Raw genomic sequence first — 18,702 nt, 5'->3', positions numbered from 1 at the left:
CCTGTCAACGCTGTAGCTTCCGAAGCGTTATGTCTTCTTCCTGCGATGGGTTTACGGTGATGCTTTCACCAGAAAACTCCACGACGGCTTCCGGACGGCTACAGTACTCGATGATTCCGGCACTGATATTGTCTCTTCCCCCGCACTTATTGGCATCGTCGATAAAGTAATACACGCTCTCCAGGGCCGGCCTATGGGTGGCCAGAACCCGTTCGATTGTGTGGTCGTTGAGATATTCCGTAAGTCCATCGCTACACAGTAATAACAGCGCACTTTCTTTCAGTGTCCAGCTGTTGATTGTGGCTTCAACGGGTTCCGCAATACCTAGTGCACGGGTTATACGGTTTCGTATTTGGGACTCTTGTGCCTGTTCCGGGCTGAGTTGCCCGGAATCTATCATTTCCTGTACCACGCTGTGGTCGCGAGTAAGAGGTTGCAAACCATAGTTGTTCCACAGATACGCGCGGGAATCACCTATATGGGCAACAATCAGGAAATCCTGCCAAATAACTGCAGCGACCAGCGTGGTCCCCATTTGTGAGAGCTGTGGGCTGGCCTGCTTGGCGTCGAGGATTCTGCGATTCGCCGTACCAATTGCCTCGACAAGAGTGGCATGCAACATCAATTGCTGTTGGTTGGGGGAACACGATAGGAAGGTGATATCGAGTAGCTCGTCGAGGTGGGCCTTCACGCTATCTGCCGCGATACGGCTTGCCGCCGCGCCACCGCTGTATCCGCCCATACCATCAGCGATAACAACGTAGGCAAACGGTTGTTCCTGGTCGCAATGGCAATGAATGCTGTCTTCGTTCTCTTCGCGCACTTGACCGATGTCAGTGCGGCCGTTGACTGCCAGCCTGATGGGCTCCATGTCAGTCACAACTCCATGAATCTATTACTGTTGCGAGAGTCCGTTTGTGCTCGCAATCAAATTTATGTGTGTTCGTTCCAGTAATGTTAACTTGCTAACGCCGAACGTTTGAATTTTTTTTGTTTCATTTGCAATAATGCCAACCCTTTCCCAGTAATGGATGTGTAGCTGGTACGGCTGTACAAATTAAAAAGGATTTATTGGCAAGATGCCCCGTCTTCCGAGACTCAATCTCATAGATATTCCGCAACATATTGTACAGGTGGGTCACAATAACCTGCCGTGCTTTTTTGATGAGGAAGACTATCAGTTTTACCTGATCAGTCTGCGCAGTGCGGCGGACCAGTATCGGGTGGATGTACATGCCTATGTACTTTTACCAAATATGGTACAGATCATCGCCACCCCTCGGGTTCCCAATGGCATTTCTTCCATGATGCAATCCCTTGGGAGGCGGTATGTGCAATATGTGAATCACCGCTACAAGCGCTCGGGAACGCTTTGGGCGGGTCGCTATAAATCGAGCCTGATCGATTCAGATGCCTACTTACTTACCTGCTATCGCTACGTTGAGCTCCGGCCTCTTTACCTGGGGTTGGCGGAATCTCTGGCTGATTACCCCTGGTCCAGTTTTAATCACCATGCAAGCGTGGAAGACAGCGATGTAATTACTGATCACCGCTTGTACCGGGAGCTTGGGGATACACCCAGGGTGCGCGCGGAAGCGTATAGGAAACTGTTTCGCTATCGGTTTGACCGTCGCTTGCTCGAATACATTGCCGAGACAATCAAGTTGGGCCAGGTTCTGGGCGGAGATGTCTTTAAAGACAAGATCGAGCAGATTGCCAACCAGCGCGTGCGGCCACTGAAGCGTGGGCGACCAAGAAAAACGAGTGGCGAGAATAAACCGGTGGCGTCTGACGTTCCGGAAGAAAAAGCTGCGGAAGTGGAGAGTAACGGATGACAAGGCCGACGATGGATACTTTAGCCACACGCTTCGGAGCACTGGAGCAAAGCGAATCCAGTCAAAATCAAAACAGGCGTACCAATTTAAAGGTGGCGATCCTTGGGGATTTCAGTGGTCGAGAGAGCCGCGGGATTTGCGACCCGAATTCCATTGGTGCACGCCCGGCTTACCGCGTAAGCAAGGACAACTTCTCGGCATTGTTTGAACGCCTTCAGGTTGGTCTCAAGTTACCAGTGATGGAGGATATCTTGTGGTTACTGGAGTTTGATGATCTGCATCCGGACTACCTGTATCAAAAAGTACCTCTGTTCAAACAGTTCATAGAGTTGGAAAAGCGGCTTCTTACACCGGCCGAATTCTCCGCAGCTGCTAGTGAAATTCAGCAGTGGTGTCCGGAGTTTGCACGTACTGAGCATGCCTCTAGTGAGGTATCGGCGGCGCAATCAATGTTGGATGCAGTACTGACCGGGGCGGTATACCAGGATCAATATCAATCCAGCCCGGCCGGGCAAATTGATCGCCTGATCAAGGATATCGTTGCGCCGTATATACAGCAGAAAGCCGATGCAGATCAGGCCATGTATCTAGAGGCGGTTACGCAGGCCGCGTCAGAAGCCATGCGCAAAATTATGCACCACAGCGACTTCCGTCAGCTGGAAGCGAGCTGGCGAAGCCTGCAATTGTTATTGCGTAGATTGGATGACCACCCGGCACTTGAGCTGCATCTCGTCGATATCAGCAAGCAGGAAATCCTGAAAGATTTTGCCCAGGCGGAGGGGGATTTAGAGAACTCCGAGTTATTTAAATGCCTGGTGGCGCGGGAGGCTGTTGCGGGAAACGGCCCGTTTAATCTCGTAATCGGGGATTTCTACGTCACCGATGAAGAGCAGGACCTGCATTTACTGATTGACCTGGCGACGATTGCAGAAGCCGCCGGCAGTGCTGTGGTACTGGGTGGTGACAACCGGTTGGCCGGATGTTCGAGCCTTGCCGGTTCGCTGGATCCGGACGACTGGTACTCTCCGCTGTCTGAAGCATTTTCTGAGGGCTGGACGGCCGTATGTGGATACAGTGCATGTGAGCATGTCGCACTGGCTGCGCCCCGTTTCATGCTGCGGTTGCCATTTGGCGCGGAGACAGCGAGAACGGATGCCTTTGCATTTGAAGAGTTGACCCCGGATTTGGGGCACCAGTACTACCTGTGGGGCAATAGTGCCTATTTGCTGGGGCTCTCTATTTGTAGCGCATTCATTGAAACCGGAAGGCCGGTGCCCGTTGCAACTGCACAGTTCCATGACTTCCCCTTGCATGTGCGCAACTTGCCGCAAGGAAAGTGGATGACGCCTTGTGCGGAAGCCTTACTGAACGATAGGGCGGCGGCCTGCTTCCAGGCAGTGGGCATCAGTACATTGCGTTCGGTGCAGGGGCGCGATGAGATCTACCTGCCGAAGTTACAGTCCATCGCTGGCACCGCACTGCGTGGACCCTGGTGATATGAGAATGCACGCACCCAGGTTTTGAGCCGGAATTGGATAAACGCAGCCTGGAGTGATCCGGCACTTTATAACGATGAATAAAGGCACGAGTCGAGAGACATGGATTTAATGCTCACCGTGGTCGCCGATCCCAAAGGCGCCAATATGCTGAAACATACCAAGCTGTTCGGGCCCGCTGGCGGCAGCTTTGGTCGCGCTGAGAGTAGCGACTGGGTGTTGCCTGATCCGGAGCGGGTTGTCTCTTCGCGGCATGGGGAAATTGTATTTGCACAAGACCAGTACTACCTGGTTGACCAGAGTACCAACGGAACCTATGTAAACCAGTCTGCCGAGCCGCTGGGGAAAGGGAACCGCGTGGCACTCAATGAGGGTGATGTGATTTCCCTGGGTGACTACCAATTGCAGGTGTCCGTGCGTCGCCCTCAAGCCGAAAGCCATTTGCCAAAGGGGCTGGGTGACGCGGATTTTCTCGACAGCGCGGATCGCACAACCTTCAGTTCATCTGCCGCTGCCAAGATGCAAAGCCAGCAGGAAGCGCGGGAGTTGGATAGCTGGTTGGAACCCGGCAGTGCCAATACCGGCAATAGTGGCGAGTGGGGCTATCTCGTGGGTAGCCAGTCTGCGAGCCAGAATGACAGTTTTCTCGGCCAGGAATTAGCCACCGACCCGTTGCAAGCGCTTGGTGCGGCTGAACAGTTTGCCCAGCCGGCGGATCCACTGGCCGGCTTCACGGGTGCTACCTCCCAGAATACGGGGGCGTCGCAATGGGGTGATGACGACGCCTGGTGGAAGGATGGTAGCGAACAGGACCACGCGCCCGCGCACAGCCATGCCATGCAGGTTTCTCCAATGGCGCCGGAGCAGCCTGTATCACCTCCGCCGGTCCAAACCGGTATGGTCCCGACGGTACCACAGCCACCATCTCATGTTCCGGTTGCGGAGGATTTGGTAGCGCGGGTCCCTTCAAGCAATTCTCCCCAGCCCCTGGCGGCCGACAACCCCTTTGCTGGATCCTTGTCTGTTATGGCGGGGGAGCAGGTTCAGGGCGCTCCCGGATTCGAAAGTACTGCATCGGGCTTTGAAAATAGTACGCCTGGATTTGAGGGTGGCGCACAGGGCTTTGAAAGCAGCCCGCCACAAACACCAATAAGTACTGAGCCGGCTTTTGCTCAGGCTTCACAGCAGTTTGCGCCGCTGCCAGTGCAGACGGAAGCTGCACAACCGCAACAACCGCAACAACCGCAACAACCGCAACAACCGCAACAACTGCAACAACCACAACAGCACGGTCAGAGTGCGGCCCCGTCAGTCCCGGCCGGTTCTAGTGCTTTGGCCGGTCGCCTGGGACTCAATCTGACGCAGGCCCAGCTTCAGAATCTGGACCAGCAGACGGCTGAGATAGTTGAGGAAACCGTTGCACGCCTGATTGATCTGTTGCGTGCGCGGACCAGTATCAAAAATGAATTGCGCGTTCAGCGCACCATGATTCAAACCGAAGCCAATAACCCATTGAAATTCAGTGCCACTGCGAAGGATGCCCTGGGGGCAATGTTCTCTGGCAATGGCGCATTTATGCCACCAGCTCAAGCAGTGCAGGATAGTTTCGATGATCTTTCTGATCATCAGGTGGCGGTATTGGCAGGTATGCGGGCGGGTTATAACGCCATGCTCAAGTTCTTCAGTCCGGAAAATATTGAGCGTCGCGGCCGCAGTGAAGGCGGCGTTTTTGCCAGTCGCGGAGCAAAAAACTGGGATGGATTTGTAGCCATGTATCGGCAGATGGTAAGCGATCCGGATACCTGCTACCGGCAACTGTTCGGTGAGGAGTTTGCAAGCACTTACGAATGCCAGCTTTCCGAATTGAAAAATGCCAGGAATATCGCCAAACGATAGTCGAAGAGTTGACTGTTTTTGAGTGGTAGGGAAAGTACAGATCAGCGTCGCGGGGAAGGCGCAAAACAATAAACGGAGTCCATTGTGAACATCAAAGCAATATTTAAAGTCACCATTGTCGTCGCACTTGCGGTTGTCATCGGGGCATGCCAGACGACTCGTCGAACATTGAATCTGGATACCAGTGTCGTACTGTCCGTCGATATTGAGAACAACGTGAACCCCGACAGCGATGGGCGTGCATCGCCCGTGGTATTGCGAGTTTTCATGTTGGCCGACGACCGTCAGTTTTCCCGCGAGGAGTTTCTTAACCTCTACGAAAGTGCTGAATCACGCTTGGGTAAAGATCTTATCGATACCGTGATTCTCAAGGAGTTTGCCCCGGGCGAACAGCGTATCGAGCAACTGCATCTGACTCCGGATGTGAAGTATATCGGGCTGCTTGCGGAGTTCGTGCGTTACCAGGATGCCGATGGTCTGATGTTGCTGCCGATAACCGACCACAAGAAAAACGAGTACGCCATTACCCTGATGGGGACAAAAATGGCTTCTACTGAGTCGCTCGATATTCAGCGTCGGGCTACGGCTACGCGCAGCAACGATGGTAAAAAGAAGAAGACCGTAACGATATCAGCAGCGGAATATGAGCGGCTGCGTCAGCTCCAGGAATCTGGGAAAAGTTTGTAATTTAAAAATTTCTATCGCGAGGCTTGTGCCTGGCGCCGCAACAAGGACTGTATATGTCGGCGAACAATAAGGTTATCTGGAGCGAGGGAATGTTCCTTCGCCCCCAGCATTTCCAGCAGCAGGATCGATACCTGGAGCAGTTGGTAGAGGCGCGCACTCGATCGTTAGGGCCCTATACATGGGGAGCTATCGAGGTGGCGATTGATAGCGAGCCACTCGCAATGGGCAAGATCTCGCTATCTCGCATCAGTGCCATTTTTCCAGATGGTACGCCCGTGTTGGCGCCGGAAAATGAAAATTTACCGGATGTACTGGATGTACCGGTAAATACCCGCGATGAAGTCGTTTACCTGTGTATACCGATGAAGCGCCCTGGAAGCCAGGAATCGGTTCGGGATCAGGAAGATTTTCCGCAGGCGCGCTATCAGACATTCAATTTCGATGCGCGTAACAGTGCGGCGACCTCCGGTGAAGCAGCCCGTATTCAGGTCGGAAAACTGAGAACCTGTCTGAAATTAGGTAGCGAGGACCTCAGCGGTTACGCAGCCATTGGCATTACCCGTATTCGAGAGCGGCAGCCGGAGAAGCCGGTTGAACTGGATACCGACTACATACCGCCACTGCTAAACGCTGAAAGTTCTTCGGTACTGAAAGCCTATATTGAAGAGGTTAAAGGGCTGCTTGGTCACCGCGGTACCGCGTTAGGGCACAGGTTGAGCGATAGCGGCCGCAGTGGTTCGGCTGAAATCGCAGACTATCTATTATTGCAGGTTATCAACCGTTTTGAGCCACTGCTAAAGCAAATCACTGCAGAGCCGCGTCTGCATCCGCACGCGCTGTTCCTGGAGCTGCTTCAGTTGGCTGGTGAGCTATCTACCTTCACTTCCGCAGACAAGCGTCCTCCCGAAATTCCGCAATATATGCACGACAACCTACAGCAGTGCTATATCGGCCTTTTCTCAGCTTTGCGACAGTCCCTGTCCACTGTGCTCGAGCAGACAGCTATCCCGATGGAGTTGGTCCAGCGCAAGTTCGGCATCTACGTTGCACCTGTCACCGATCCTTCGCTGGTGAAGACGGCGAGTTTTATTATGGCGGCGAAAGCGGATATGCCGGGAGACCTATTGCGTAGCCGATTCCCGGGGCAAGCGAAAGTAGCGCCGGTCGAAGCGATTCGCGAATTGATTTCCGCCCAGTTGCCGGGTCTGTCTGTACGCCCGCTGCCCGTCGCACCACGACAGATTCCTTACCATGCAGGGTTTACCTACTTCGAGCTGGAGAGAACCGGTGAGTTGTGGCAGGCGATGCAGCGTTCTGGTGGCTTTGCTGTACACCTGGGGGCGGAATTCCCCGGACTGACGATGGAACTCTGGGCGATAAGGAATAACTGATCATGAGCAATGATGCCTACAGGCCCCCGGCCGGCCCGACCGCCGGGGATCGCACCGTAATGGTACCCACACCCGGAGCCGCGACGCCGGCGGCGACTGCTGCCCCGGCTTTTCATGCCGGCGAGCCTGCGGTGGATATCAATATTCGCAATAGCCTAAATCCCCTGATTGCCGCCGCATCCAAATTACTTGGCGCGGCGATCAAGCTGCGTACGACGCTTAACCACGCCAATGTACCGGACCTGCACAAGCGCCTGACCCGGGAGATCCAAACGTTCGAGCGCGACGCAAAGCGCTTGTCGCTGCAGCCAGAAACTGTCCTTACCGCACGGTACCTTATATGCACAGTGGTGGATGAGGTGGTGCTGTCTACACCTTGGGGAGCTTCGAGTGGCTGGAGTCAGCATTCGTTGTTAAGCCTGTTCCACAAAGAAACGTTCGGCGGTGAGAAGTGTTTTCTGATCCTTCAGCGAACGCTGGATACACCGGGAGCGCATATCGATTTACTGGAGCTTTTTTACCTTTGCCTGAGTCTTGGCTTCCAGGGGAAGTATCGGCTGGTTCCGCGGGGCCATGAGCAGCTTGAGCAGATCAGGGACAATCTCTATCGCACGATTGAGAGCCACCGCCCGCAAATGGAACGCGATCTTTCCCCGCATTGGGAGGGTTGTGTCAACCGCCGCAATAGATTGATCCACTACATTCCTATGTGGGTAATCGCGAGCGTTGTACTCGGATTCCTGGCCGTGAGCTTTTCTGGGTATCGCTGGTGGCTATATCAAAGCGCCACGCCAATCGCCGTGGAGATCAACGCATTGACCAGCGATGGCCCAACCAGTATCGGGCAGCAGCGCTGAACGCAGGATTTGAATATCCCGCCCAACCAGGTGGCGGGATGTGGAGCATTGCATGAAAAGATTGCAGGATTTTTTTACCAATAAATGGGTGGTCGGCCTGATCGGCATCACAGCGCTGTCGCTGTTGATTTGGTTTGGTGCGGACTATGTGAAGTTTGGCAGTGATAACGCCACATTGGCCACGGGCATTCGGGTTACGATCATCGTATTCCTGTTTTCCGTTTGGCTAGTGTGGAACCTGAGTCAATGGCTGGTGGAGAGACGCCAAAACAAGGCGCTCATTGAAAATATTGAGGCAACTCAGGAAGCTGACGCGGACCCGGATGAAGAGCGCAGCCGAGAAGAACTTAATGCGCTCTCGGATCGCTTTCGCGATGCGATGCAAATCTTGCGTAAGGCACGCTTCAAGTCGCACAAGGGAAAATTATCGTTATATCAGTTGCCGTGGTACATCATTATCGGTCCACCCGGGTCTGGTAAAACCACCGCCTTGGTAAACTCGGGCCTGGAGTTCCCTCTGGCCCAAAGCCATGGCAAGGAAGCGCTCGGGGGGGTGGGTGGAACCCGGAACTGTGACTGGTGGTTTACCAATGATGCGGTACTGATCGACACCGCCGGCCGCTATACGACCCAGGACAGCCATCGCGTCTACGACAACAGTGCCTGGAAAGCATTCCTGAGTTTACTGCAGCGATACCGCCGTCGTCGGCCAATCAATGGTGTGCTCGTTGCGATCAGCCTGCAGGACCTGATGGTGCAGACTGCTGAGCAGCGCGTCCACCAGGCGAAAACTATCCGCTCACGTATCAACGAGCTGCAACAGCAACTGGGTATCCGTTTCCCTATATATCTAACCTTCACCAAGTGCGATCTGGTAGCCGGATTCAGTGAGTTTTTTGACAACCTCTCACAGGCCGAGCGGGAGCAGGTTTGGGGCGTTAGTTTTCCGGAAGAATCAAGCGCTGCGCTTGGGGCACCGCTGGATAAATTTACCGGGGAGTTCGAGGCGCTGATTGAACGCCTCAATCAGCGTGTACTTTGGCGTGTGCATCAAGAGCGCAATGTAGAAAAGCGCGCGCTACTGCAAGGCTTTCCAGCGCGAATGGAGAGTCTGAAGCCAGTATTAAATGATTTTATAAAGCAGGCGTTTAGTCCGAACCGTTACGACATCGTGCCAATGATGCGCGGTATCTACTTTACTAGCGGCACCCAGGAAGGGAGCCCAATCGACCGAATGATGGCTTCGGTCAGTGCTGACTTTGGCCTCGAGCGAGACGTGGCAAAGAAATTCCAGGGTGTGGGTAAAAGCTATTTCTTGCATCGCCTGCTCAAAGACGTCGTGTTTCCTGAGGCAGAACTTGTCGGGGTGAATCGCAGGATCGAATCAGCAACACGCTGGCTGCGGGGTGGGGTATATGCCACCTCACTTATTGTTATCGTCGGTGCCTTATCGCTGTGGACTGGCAGCGTGACCCAGAACAAATTGTATATGGGGGAAGTAAAAGACAAGGTTGATGTATTCACCACGAATAAGGTGGCGCTGAAAGCCAAGCGGCCTACACCGGTCGAAAGCCTGGATTTATTGAATCCGCTTTACGATGCCTCAAAGGTATACCAGAAAGAGGAGCATCCTTGGCTGAGTAACCTGGGCTTGTACGACGAGCGGGTAGATGCTGCTTCCGATGAACTGTATCAACAGCAGTTGACGGCCATTCTGTTGCCCGCCCTGTTGCGGTCTATTGAACGCAACTTGGTAAAGCTGAGTAGTGAAGATCCCCAACTGACCGAAACACTGAAAACCTACTTGATGTTTTTTAATCCGGAAAAGCGGGATTTTGCGGTTATCAAGGCATTTTTCACTGACATCTGGTCGAAGGAACTCTCCGGTGAAGCCGCAAAGCAGGCTCAGTTGCTGGAGCATCTGGAGCGATTACTGAATCAGCCCCTACCGGCCGATTTGCACCCCAATGAGCGTGCCGTCGCGACTGCACGCCAGCAATTGCGTCGTATACCTGTTCCACAGCGGCTCTATACGCAAATGCAACGCAGTGAGCTGGGGGTAACCAATGTGGATCTCTACGGAGAAATTGGCGGTGACACTGAGCAGTTATTCGGTATATCGGCGGGTGACTCAAGGTTCAGCGTTCCGTATCTGTTTACCAAGGCCGGTTATAAAGAGATGGAGTTTGGGGCGGATTCCCCGCTACTGGATCAGCTCGCTGAAGAGCGCTGGATCTATGGTGGTGAACTGAGTGGTGAGGACTTCAACGAAGAAGATCGGGATCGACTTGGGCAGGAAGTAAAACGTATCTACCTGAGTGAATACCAACAGCGTTGGCAGCAGTTTATCAGCAGCTTTTCCATTGGTGCTTTCCGCTCAACCGGGGAAGCGCTGGATGTGCTGTCAAAACTCTCAGACCCCGTATATTCGCCACTCCTGGCGCTAGCCGAAATCACTGCCGATAACACCCGGCTGACACCCAGGCCGGAGGTACCAGTGGATGCGTCAGGAGTGCGCCTACCCGTTTCCAGCACTACGCGTAATCTGGGCTCCGCAGCTGCAAGCGGTGCGGCCAGTGTATTGGCCGACAAGTTCCAGCCAACTAGTGTTGATTTACGCTTTGAGGAGTTACAGCGCCTTACGCAAAGTGAAAAAGGGCGGCCTGCTCGCGTTCAGGAATACCTGAGTGCAATAGGCCAGCTACAGGAATATCTCTCTGAAATTGATAGTGGAGTTGATTCCGACGAGGTCGCATTTAATAAAGCGAAAACTCGCTTTAGTGGCGGTGGCGACGCAATCAAGCAATTGCGGATAAAGGCTGCGAATGCACCGGCACCGTTCGAACAGTGGTTGAATGAAATCGCTGACAGTGCCTGGGGGTTGGTCATGGCAAAAGCCAAGCGCCATGTAAACCGAGTTTGGAAAGAGCAGGTTTACAGCCCATACACCCGGAGTTTAGCCGGACGCTTTCCTTTACGTAGTTCTTCCAGCCAGGAAGCGCCGGTGATGGAATTCAACAAATTCTTCAAGGCTGGGGGTATCGAGCAACAATTCATTCAGCAGTACTTGAAGCCTTTCGTAGACACCCGAAGCTGGCGTGTCAAATCCCTGGAGGGGAAGAGCCTCGGCATATCGAGCGGTGCACTTTCACAAATGCGGCGTGCGGACCGAATACGCAAGACACTTTTTGCCGCGGGGGAGCAGGCAGGCTATAGCTTCCGTGTGGAGCCGACGAAGCTGGACTCCGGGGTGCGCTTATTTGCCCTCGAGCTTGGCGAGATGAGAACTCAATATTCTCACGGACCTCGAACGAGTACCAAGTTCAGTTGGCAGGGCGGCGAAAGTAATCGCGCGAGAATTATTTTCGAAGACCTGAATGAAACAGTTCATCGCAAGCACTTCGAAGGAGATTGGGCTTGGTACCGTTTACTGCAAGATTCCAGGATTGAGAAGAGTAGTAACAGTTCGGAGTTTCTGGTCACGTTTCATGAGGCTGGCCGCCAGGCTCAATTCCGCCTCGCGGCCAGTGGTGTGAACAACCCGTTTGACCAGAGTTTACTGAACGGCTACCGCTGTCCAGAGACGTTGTAAGTGGAGCTCGATCAGTGACAAAAGGGATTTTCGGCAAGTTGCCGGCACATGGTGACTTTATCCAGCGAGACTTGCCCTCAAGCTTTGTAAATGCGTGGGATGACTGGCTACAGCGGGCCGTACACGGCTCGCGGGAATTGGTCGGCGAGCGATGGCTGGAATACTACCTTACCAGTCCAATCTGGAGGTTTGCACTTTCACCAGGGGTGCTCAATGGACAAATTTGGGCTGGCATTCTCGTCCCGAGTGTCGATAGTGTCGGGCGCTATTTTCCGATAACGATGGCCGTTCCCTTACCCCATGGCACTACGCCATTTGAAATCCAGGTCGCCGCAGCGCCGTGGTACAAAAGTCTTTCTGAGTTGGCGGTGGAGGGGCTTCAAAGTGGACTTATGGTGGATCAAGTATTGGAGCGATTCCCGGAGACGCCTGTAGTGCACGCACAAGGTTCTGTCGCAGAATTGGAGAATGGCCTCATTACCTCAACCGCCACGGGTACCATAGTGGATAATTATCCGGCGATGCTGGATAGCTTCTATCGTGAAAAATATTCCAGTTACAGCTTGTGGTGGTGTGCCGGTTCGCAACATCTCGCACCGACTACATTGCTCAGTCCCGGCTTGCCAGACCCTACGGTGTATTGCTCTATGTTGGGAGCGCCAAAATTGCATTGGTAGAGGTTTTTGCAGTAAATAGTGCGGAAGGCACATAGCGGGAAATGTAAAAGGATAAATTTTGTAGTTGGTATTACCGTACCAATATGTTTTCAGTTATATCCATATTTGCGATTTGGTTCTGTGTTCAATCGGAATTTTATTCCGATAGAATAAGCAGATTAAAAGACAGTAAAACGGTACGGTTGTGCCATTTTTGGCGGGACAATCGGTTTTCAGTTTAAATCCGGTAGGTGAAAGTATTACCAGAGGCGTACCAAAACGTCGAAACGGTATAGAAGTCCGCGGTGTGATTGATCGGATTCAATCAAGGAAGCTCGTGGCGAGCGAATAACTACTTACGGCACATGGAAAGCCTCAATGGTAAGTGCCAGGTTCATAAACAGGGAAGTTGAAAGATGGCTTTTCAGGTCGTGTTTACTGGCTGTGCTCGCGACGGTATTGATCGTCGGGAAGGCATAAAGCAGTTATCTGAACGGTTTAAGCTGAATTTCACCCAGATTAACCGTCTGCTGATAAGTGGAAGGTCCGTGATTAAAAAAGTCGAGGATCGTTCCAGCGGTGAAAGACTGTTGCTTAAATTGTGGGAGTCAGGCTGGCATGCCGAGCTAATAAGTGGCCGGGATGTGATCGTTGAAACGTTGGGTTGGACGGATGCGCCTGCGACGTCGAGCAGTAATGCCAAAGAGCATGTGTGTGAAGAAAATGTAGATGGCCCCGAAGAGATTGTAGTGACTGGGATGGGTTGCTCCGCGGTAGTTCCCGCTGGTTGGTCAGCTTTGGAAGATCTGAATAGCGGCGCCGTGCTACAGGCCGGAGACCTCAATTCGAATCAGTTTTTGGTCGTGCTCAGGCAAAAATTAACCGAAATCAGTCCTAACACAGACCTGTCGGACTACTGCAGCGCGCAGCTCGCGCAATGTGCCGAAAGAGTTCCGAAGGCAGATATCGCTGCACCAGCAAAATCAGTGGGAAGAGGGGATGCTGCGGGTGAATATGGAGAAGTTACGGCTGAAGTCGGTGGGGTGGCCGTTCATTATCTTATCGCTTGTGTAAATTCAGGCGGATGTATTTATACGTTGTTTCTTTGGTGTGAACGCAAGGATTTCCAGGCCTTAAGGGATGTATTTTTAGGAATTGTGTCTGGCTTATCAGTGGATAAGTCTCCGGGTGAGAAGAGCCCAGTGGCTTCCGCTCACAATCTTCAAGCTGAAGACGTGGAAACATAAGAAGATTACGAGCCTGAGAACGGTGTTGTGATGGGCTCGGTTTAACCTATAGCTGTTATCAGGCGACAGGAAGTATAGAAAAGGAATATCGATGGCTTTCGCTAACATAATCGACGTTGATGCAATGGCATTGGCCATACCGGGTGATAGCCCTCAGGGTGAAGACATTCGCAGCGACCGCTCGCCGACGTCGGATTACTACACCATCAAAGACGCAAGGAACAGCGCGAGGGCAGCTGAGCGATCTGCGATGTTCGATGATAACGATAGCGATCTCTTGGCGCCCTGGCGAAATGTAGCTAAAAGTGCGGAAAAAATTCTCACCGAAAAAAGCAAGGACCTGGAAGTCGCCAGCTGGTATACCGAAGCACTTATTCGGCTCCACGGTGTTGCCGGCTTGCGAGATGGGTTTGAACTCATTAGTCGTCTTGTTTCAGAGCACTGGGATGGCCTCTATCCCGAGCCAGATGAAGATGGCATGGAAACTAAGGTGGCACCGCTTGCTGGTCTCAATGGTGACGGTGCCGATGGAACCCTTCTTATGCCGATCCGCAATGCGGAAATCACGCCCGAAGGCGATTTTGGAGGTTTTTCGTTTTTCCAGTACCAGCAAGCGCGGGATGCCGAAAAAATTGCTGACGACGACGCAAGGGCAGCTCGGGTAGAGACTCTGGGTTATGGAATGTCCCAGGTTGAATCCTGCGTGAACTCCGCGGACGTGTCATGGGCATCCGGGTTAATTGAAACTCTGGAAGAGTCATCCCAATATTACAGAGAGATTAACAACACATTACGTGAAAAATGTGGTCAGGATGCCCCGCCTTCGTCCAGTATCAGTGGGCTGATCGATGAGGTATTGCGTACCGCGCGTTTTATTTACAAAGAGAAGCTGGAGTCATTGGCTGAAAGTGTCACGGTAGAGACGACTTCAGAACAAGATGAAGTTGCAAATGTCACTGGTGACGGTGCAACTTCCGCAGCACAAAGTTACACGGTCGTTCCCACAGGGGCAATTACATCCCGTGAAGATGCGTTAAGACTTCTCGAAAAAGCGGCGAAGTATTTCCGAACATACGAACCACATACACCTTTGGCTCCCGGCTTGGAGCGACTGGTTGGCTGGGGAAGAATGACCGTGGCTGAATTGATGACAGAGCTGCTTCCTGATGATCAATCCAGATCAATCTACTCTCAGTTGACCGGTGTAAAACTGGATGGTACCGATAACCAACGATATGTCGCGCCGCCATCTGTGAAGCCCCCGGCCGCGGGTGGGGATGAAAATGAAAGTAGCAGTACTGGTGGTGCAGAATCCCAAGAAAATCGTTGGGATCAAGCAGAAAAAAAAGTCGAAACTGAACCAAGCTGGTAGAACTGGCGAACAATAGTATTTCCGACCTGAGGAAAGGAGACCCAAAATGCCCGAAAGTATTCACAATAAACTGAAGCGTGTACGCAAGCCCCGCGTTCACATTACCTATGACGTTGAGACAAACGGTGCAGAAGTTAAAAAGGAATTGCCATTTGTTACCGGCGTGATGGGCGATTATTCCGGTGACAATATGGAAAATCGCAAGTCGCTGAAGGAACGCAAGTTTGTTCAGATCGATCGCGATAATTTCAATGACGTACTGTCGAAAGTTAATCCGAAATTGGAGCTTCAGGTAGCCAATACCTTGGCTGGTGACGGTAGCAAGATGGCCGTCAACCTCGATTTCAATCATATGGATGACTTTTCTCCAGAACAAATTGTTGATCAAGTTGAGCCGTTAAAGCAGCTGCTGGAAGCGCGCAGTAAACTTCGGGATCTCTTGAGCAAGGCGGACCGTTCCGAAGATCTTGAAAAGGTTCTGGAAGATATCCTGAAAAGCACAGAAAACGTCAGTGCGCTGTCAGACCAACTGGGTCTCGGTGAGGACAAGGGAGAAGACGCGTAATGAGCACCGAAGTCGAAAATGTCGCAGAAGTAGAAGCGGAAGAGCAGTCGGTCAGCTTACTCGAGCAGGCAATCTCTGCGACCAAACAGACCCAGCCGGACGAGGCGCAGGATCTTATTGCGAACCTGACTCAACAGGTTTTGCAGGGTACCGTGACCTGGGACAGAAACCTGACCCAGACCATCAACAAGGCGGTACAGGCCATTGACGCTGCTATGTCGAAGCAGCTCTCCGCAATCTTGCATGACGAAAAATTCCAGAAGCTGGAAGGCTCCTGGCGCGGTCTGAATCATCTGGTAATGAATAGTGAGACTGGTTCAACGCTGAAAATTCGTATGATGAATATCAGCAAGCGCGAGCTGTTTCGTGACTTGGACAAAGCGGTTGAATTTGACCAGAGCCAGACCTTCAAGAAAATCTACGAAGAAGAATTTGGTACAGCAGGTGGTGAACCTTTTGGCTGCATGATTGGCGACTTCGAGTTCACCAACCACCCGGAAGATATCGAACTCCTAAGCAAAATGTCCAATGTCGCTGCGGCCGGCTTCTGTCCATTTGTCTCCGCAGCCGGTGCGGGGATGTTCGGTTTCAATGACTTTACCGAGCTATCCAAGCCTCGGGATCTTGGCGGAATCTTCGAGTCGGGTGAATACATCAAATGGCGCAGTTTCCGGGATAGCGATGATTCCCGCTTCGTCACACTCGTGATGCCACGTACCCTCGCACGTACTCCCTATGGCGCAAATACGAAGCCGGTTGAGTCGTTCAACTTCGAAGAATTTGAAGTGGATGAGTCCGGGATGTCCAAGCCGGCTGAGCATGATCAGTATTGCTGGATGAACGCTTCCTATGTAATGGGTACTACCATGACACAGGCGTTCGCCGAGAACTCCTGGTGCACCGCGATTCGTGGCGCCGAAGGTGGTGGTAAGGTTGAAGGATTGCCTACGCATCTGTTCAAGAGCGACGATGGCGACCTGGACCAGAAGTGTCCGACTGAAATCGGTATCACCGATCGCCGCGAAGCAGAGCTAAGCTCCCAGGGCTTCCTGCCACTCTGTCACTACAAAAATACGGACTACTCGGTGTTCTTTGGTTCACAGAGTGCTCAGAAGGCCAAGATGTATGACAACCCGGATGCTACGGCAAACGCCGCTATTTCGGCACGTTTACCATACCTGATGGCCACTTCGCGTATCGCCCATTACTTGAAAGTAATGGCACGCGACAAAGTTGGCTCGTTTATGGAAGCGAGTGATTGTGAGCGCTGGTTGAACAAGTGGATCTCCCAGTACACGAACTCTAATCCGGATGCGAGTGCTGAAATGAAAGCAAAGTATCCGCTGGCAGAGGCTCGGGTCGAAGTAAAAGAAATTCCTGGTCAACCTGGTTGCTACAGTGCAGTGGCCTACCTGAAACCATGGCTGCAAATGGAGGAATTAACTACCTCTATGCGTATGGTTGCGAATATCCCAACGGCGGGGTGAGTTAAGGCTGGCCCCGATGATTGTCGGGGCCAGCTTTACCCCAGACAACATTTCCTTTATCTATACATCAGGTTCCTGCTCCGGGAGAGCTAGTTTTGGGTGCTGACTTTCAAGCCGGATTTGAAAATGATCGGATGCTTCGGCCGCAGCTGTTGGCGAGCGAAAAAAATTCGTTAAGGAAGTTTCTAGACGAACCTGACGATCTCTATGCCTTCGAATATTGGCTGCTGGAAGTCTGTCCCTGTCCACATCCTCAGCGCTTCTCCGTTATTAGTCTGCTTAACCGCCTAATCCTCGAGCTGGATGAACTGATCTGCGAGCAGATCAATAACATAATACATCAGCCAAAGTTCCAGAGTTTGGAGGCCAGCTGGCGCGGTGTTGCGATGCTGGTTAATAACTCACCCAGTAGCGACAACATAAAAATAAAACTTCTTGATGCAAGCTGGAAAGACATCAGTAAAGACATTGAGCGTGCCCCAGATTATGACCAATCGGGCATCTTTCACCTGATATACAACGAAGAATTCGGTACGCCTGGCGGCGAGCCTTTTGGCTTGCTGATTGGCGACTACTACGTGTCGCATCGGCCGTTTGATGGGCACCCATTTGATGACATATTCACTTTACAAGGATTGGCGCATACGGCCGCGGCTGCTTTTGCCCCGTTTATCTGTAGCGCTACTCCACAACTGTTTGGTGTAGACAGTTTCGATGATCTGGCCAAGCCCATAGATTTCCTGGAGGTCTTTCGTCAGAAGCAGTATCTCCGTTGGTCTGGTCTACGGGATCTTGAAGACAGCCGCTTCATCGGCATTATGCTACCGAAAATCCTGATGCGTCAGCCTTACAGCATAAAGTTTTCCAACTACTGTGGGCTTAGGTTTCAGGAAGATGTCTTGCAAGCCGATAGCAGTCATTACCTGTGGGGCAATGCTGTCTTTGCGATGGCATGTGTTCTACTTCGGGAGTTCGACGAAGTCGGATGGTTTTCCCATATTCGGGGCGTGGCGAGGGATCATATTGGTGGCGGGCTGGTCACGCAATTGCCGGTGGTACCCTATGCTGTCGACACCCATGCGCAAATGGTGCATATGTCGACTTCGATCCTGATAACAGATTTTGCCGAGCGGGAATTGAGTGAACTCGGCTTCACCTGTTTAAGTCATTGTTACGATACGCCGTACGCTTCCTTTAATAGCGTACCTTCGTTACAAAAAACAAAAAAATATACATCCAAGTCCGCAACCGCTAACGCGCGTATCAGCGGGATGTTGCAGCAGATATTATGTGCATCGCGTTTCGCCCATTACATAAAAGTCATGATTCGCGACAAAGTGGGTGCGTATATCAATGCGGCCGATTGTGAGCGGCAGTTACAGCATTGGCTGGACAGGTACACAACGGGACGTGATGACCTTTCATGGGAAATGCTTGCCCGATATCCGCTTAGAGAGGCCAGGGTGAAAGTGATGGATGAACCCGGTAAGGCGGGTAGCTACCAGAGCGTTATTCATCTGAAAAGTCACTACACAGTCGATCATCTGGTGTCAGAGCTAAAACTCACCACGGCGCTTGCACAGATCGGGGTAGGTACACCTGCGTGACGGGAACTCAATTT

General features: G+C 52.3%; 14 protein-coding genes. 13 read left to right on the top strand and 1 reads right to left on the bottom strand.

Annotated features, from left to right (window positions below):
* Positions 1-4 precede the first annotated feature (4 nt).
* Positions 5-871: a Stp1/IreP family PP2C-type Ser/Thr phosphatase gene (locus LC093_RS13090; RefSeq protein ID WP_226665422.1), complete on the bottom strand. Its 867-nt coding sequence runs from the start codon at positions 869-871 to the stop codon at positions 5-7.
* Between the two features lie 208 nt (positions 872-1,079).
* Between LC093_RS13090 and LC093_RS13085 the strand changes: the two genes are divergently transcribed.
* From LC093_RS13085 to tssC (LC093_RS13025), 13 genes are all read left to right on the top strand, one after another.
* Positions 1,080-1,835, top strand: a complete 756-nt coding sequence (locus LC093_RS13085) for a transposase (protein WP_226665419.1) — start codon at positions 1,080-1,082, stop codon at positions 1,833-1,835.
* The gene (locus LC093_RS13080) at positions 1,832-3,331 is read left to right on the top strand and encodes a type VI secretion system contractile sheath domain-containing protein (RefSeq protein ID WP_226665417.1); all 1,500 of its coding nucleotides are present in this window, start codon (positions 1,832-1,834) and stop codon (positions 3,329-3,331) included. Before LC093_RS13085 ends, LC093_RS13080 begins: the two co-directional genes overlap by 4 nt.
* A 102-nt stretch (positions 3,332-3,433) precedes the next feature.
* Positions 3,434-5,227: a type VI secretion system-associated FHA domain protein TagH gene (gene tagH, locus LC093_RS13075; RefSeq protein WP_226665415.1), complete on the top strand. Its 1,794-nt coding sequence runs from the start codon at positions 3,434-3,436 to the stop codon at positions 5,225-5,227.
* Between the two features lie 84 nt (positions 5,228-5,311).
* Entirely contained in the window at positions 5,312-5,914 is a 603-nt protein-coding gene (gene tssJ / locus LC093_RS13070) for a type VI secretion system lipoprotein TssJ (RefSeq protein WP_226665413.1), read from the top strand.
* A 53-nt stretch (positions 5,915-5,967) separates the two neighbouring features.
* Positions 5,968-7,305 (top strand): type VI secretion system baseplate subunit TssK, encoded by a 1,338-nt coding sequence (gene tssK, locus LC093_RS13065; RefSeq protein ID WP_226665410.1) that lies wholly within the window; start codon positions 5,968-5,970, stop codon positions 7,303-7,305.
* 2 nt (positions 7,306-7,307) lie between these two features.
* Positions 7,308-8,162, top strand: a complete 855-nt coding sequence (gene icmH, locus LC093_RS13060) for a type IVB secretion system protein IcmH/DotU (protein ID WP_226665409.1) — start codon at positions 7,308-7,310, stop codon at positions 8,160-8,162.
* Between the two features lie 52 nt (positions 8,163-8,214).
* A complete protein-coding gene (gene tssM, locus LC093_RS13055; RefSeq protein ID WP_226665407.1) occupies positions 8,215-11,754 on the top strand; it encodes a type VI secretion system membrane subunit TssM in 3,540 nt (1,179 codons plus the stop codon).
* Between the two features lie 14 nt (positions 11,755-11,768).
* Positions 11,769-12,431 carry a type VI secretion system-associated protein TagF gene (gene tagF, locus LC093_RS13050; RefSeq protein WP_226665405.1) on the top strand — a complete coding sequence of 221 codons (663 nt, stop codon included), beginning with the start codon at positions 11,769-11,771 and terminating at the stop codon, positions 12,429-12,431.
* A gap of 395 nt (positions 12,432-12,826) precedes the next feature.
* Positions 12,827-13,657: a hypothetical protein gene (locus tag LC093_RS13045; RefSeq protein WP_226665403.1), complete on the top strand. Its 831-nt coding sequence runs from the start codon at positions 12,827-12,829 to the stop codon at positions 13,655-13,657.
* A 91-nt stretch (positions 13,658-13,748) separates the two neighbouring features.
* Positions 13,749-15,029, top strand: a complete 1,281-nt coding sequence (gene tssA / locus LC093_RS13040; RefSeq protein ID WP_226665401.1) for a type VI secretion system protein TssA — start codon at positions 13,749-13,751, stop codon at positions 15,027-15,029.
* Positions 15,030-15,075: 46 nt separating this feature from the next.
* A complete protein-coding gene (tssB, locus tag LC093_RS13035) occupies positions 15,076-15,594 on the top strand; it encodes a type VI secretion system contractile sheath small subunit (RefSeq protein ID WP_226665399.1) in 519 nt (172 codons plus the stop codon).
* Positions 15,594-17,081 (top strand): type VI secretion system contractile sheath large subunit, encoded by a 1,488-nt coding sequence (gene tssC, locus LC093_RS13030; RefSeq protein ID WP_226665397.1) that lies wholly within the window; start codon positions 15,594-15,596, stop codon positions 17,079-17,081. The genes tssB and tssC (LC093_RS13030) overlap by 1 nt, the downstream gene beginning before the upstream one ends.
* Positions 17,082-17,176: 95 nt before the next feature.
* Positions 17,177-18,688 carry a type VI secretion system contractile sheath large subunit gene (gene tssC, locus LC093_RS13025; RefSeq protein ID WP_226665395.1) on the top strand — a complete coding sequence of 504 codons (1,512 nt, stop codon included), beginning with the start codon at positions 17,177-17,179 and terminating at the stop codon, positions 18,686-18,688.
* Positions 18,689-18,702: the final 14 nt, after the last annotated feature.

This window comes from Microbulbifer aggregans (genome assembly GCF_020524005.1).
Classification (GTDB): Bacteria; Pseudomonadota; Gammaproteobacteria; order Pseudomonadales; family Cellvibrionaceae; genus Microbulbifer; species Microbulbifer aggregans_A.
The sequence above is the reverse complement of the archived record's forward strand: the minus strand, read 5'-3'. Positions and strand labels throughout refer to the sequence as shown.

What these genes read in the sequence shown, in the direction of transcription:
- LC093_RS13085 (WP_226665419.1), top strand. Translation starts at nt 1,080, where the DNA reads ATGCCCCGTCTTCCGAGACTCAATCTCATAGATATTCCGCAACATATT.
- tssM (WP_226665407.1), top strand. Translation starts at nt 8,215, where the DNA reads ATGAAAAGATTGCAGGATTTTTTTACCAATAAATGGGTGGTCGGCCTG.
- tssC (WP_226665397.1), top strand. Translation starts at nt 15,594, where the DNA reads ATGAGCACCGAAGTCGAAAATGTCGCAGAAGTAGAAGCGGAAGAGCAG.
- tssK (WP_226665410.1), top strand. Translation starts at nt 5,968, where the DNA reads ATGTCGGCGAACAATAAGGTTATCTGGAGCGAGGGAATGTTCCTTCGC.
- icmH (WP_226665409.1), top strand. Translation starts at nt 7,308, where the DNA reads ATGAGCAATGATGCCTACAGGCCCCCGGCCGGCCCGACCGCCGGGGAT.
- LC093_RS13080 (WP_226665417.1), top strand. Translation starts at nt 1,832, where the DNA reads ATGACAAGGCCGACGATGGATACTTTAGCCACACGCTTCGGAGCACTG.
- tssA (WP_226665401.1), top strand. Translation starts at nt 13,749, where the DNA reads ATGGCTTTCGCTAACATAATCGACGTTGATGCAATGGCATTGGCCATA.
- tssB (WP_226665399.1), top strand. Translation starts at nt 15,076, where the DNA reads ATGCCCGAAAGTATTCACAATAAACTGAAGCGTGTACGCAAGCCCCGC.
- LC093_RS13090 (WP_226665422.1), bottom strand. Translation starts at nt 871, where the DNA reads ATGGAGCCCATCAGGCTGGCAGTCAACGGCCGCACTGACATCGGTCAA.
- tagH (WP_226665415.1), top strand. Translation starts at nt 3,434, where the DNA reads ATGGATTTAATGCTCACCGTGGTCGCCGATCCCAAAGGCGCCAATATG.
- LC093_RS13045 (WP_226665403.1), top strand. Translation starts at nt 12,827, where the DNA reads ATGGCTTTTCAGGTCGTGTTTACTGGCTGTGCTCGCGACGGTATTGAT.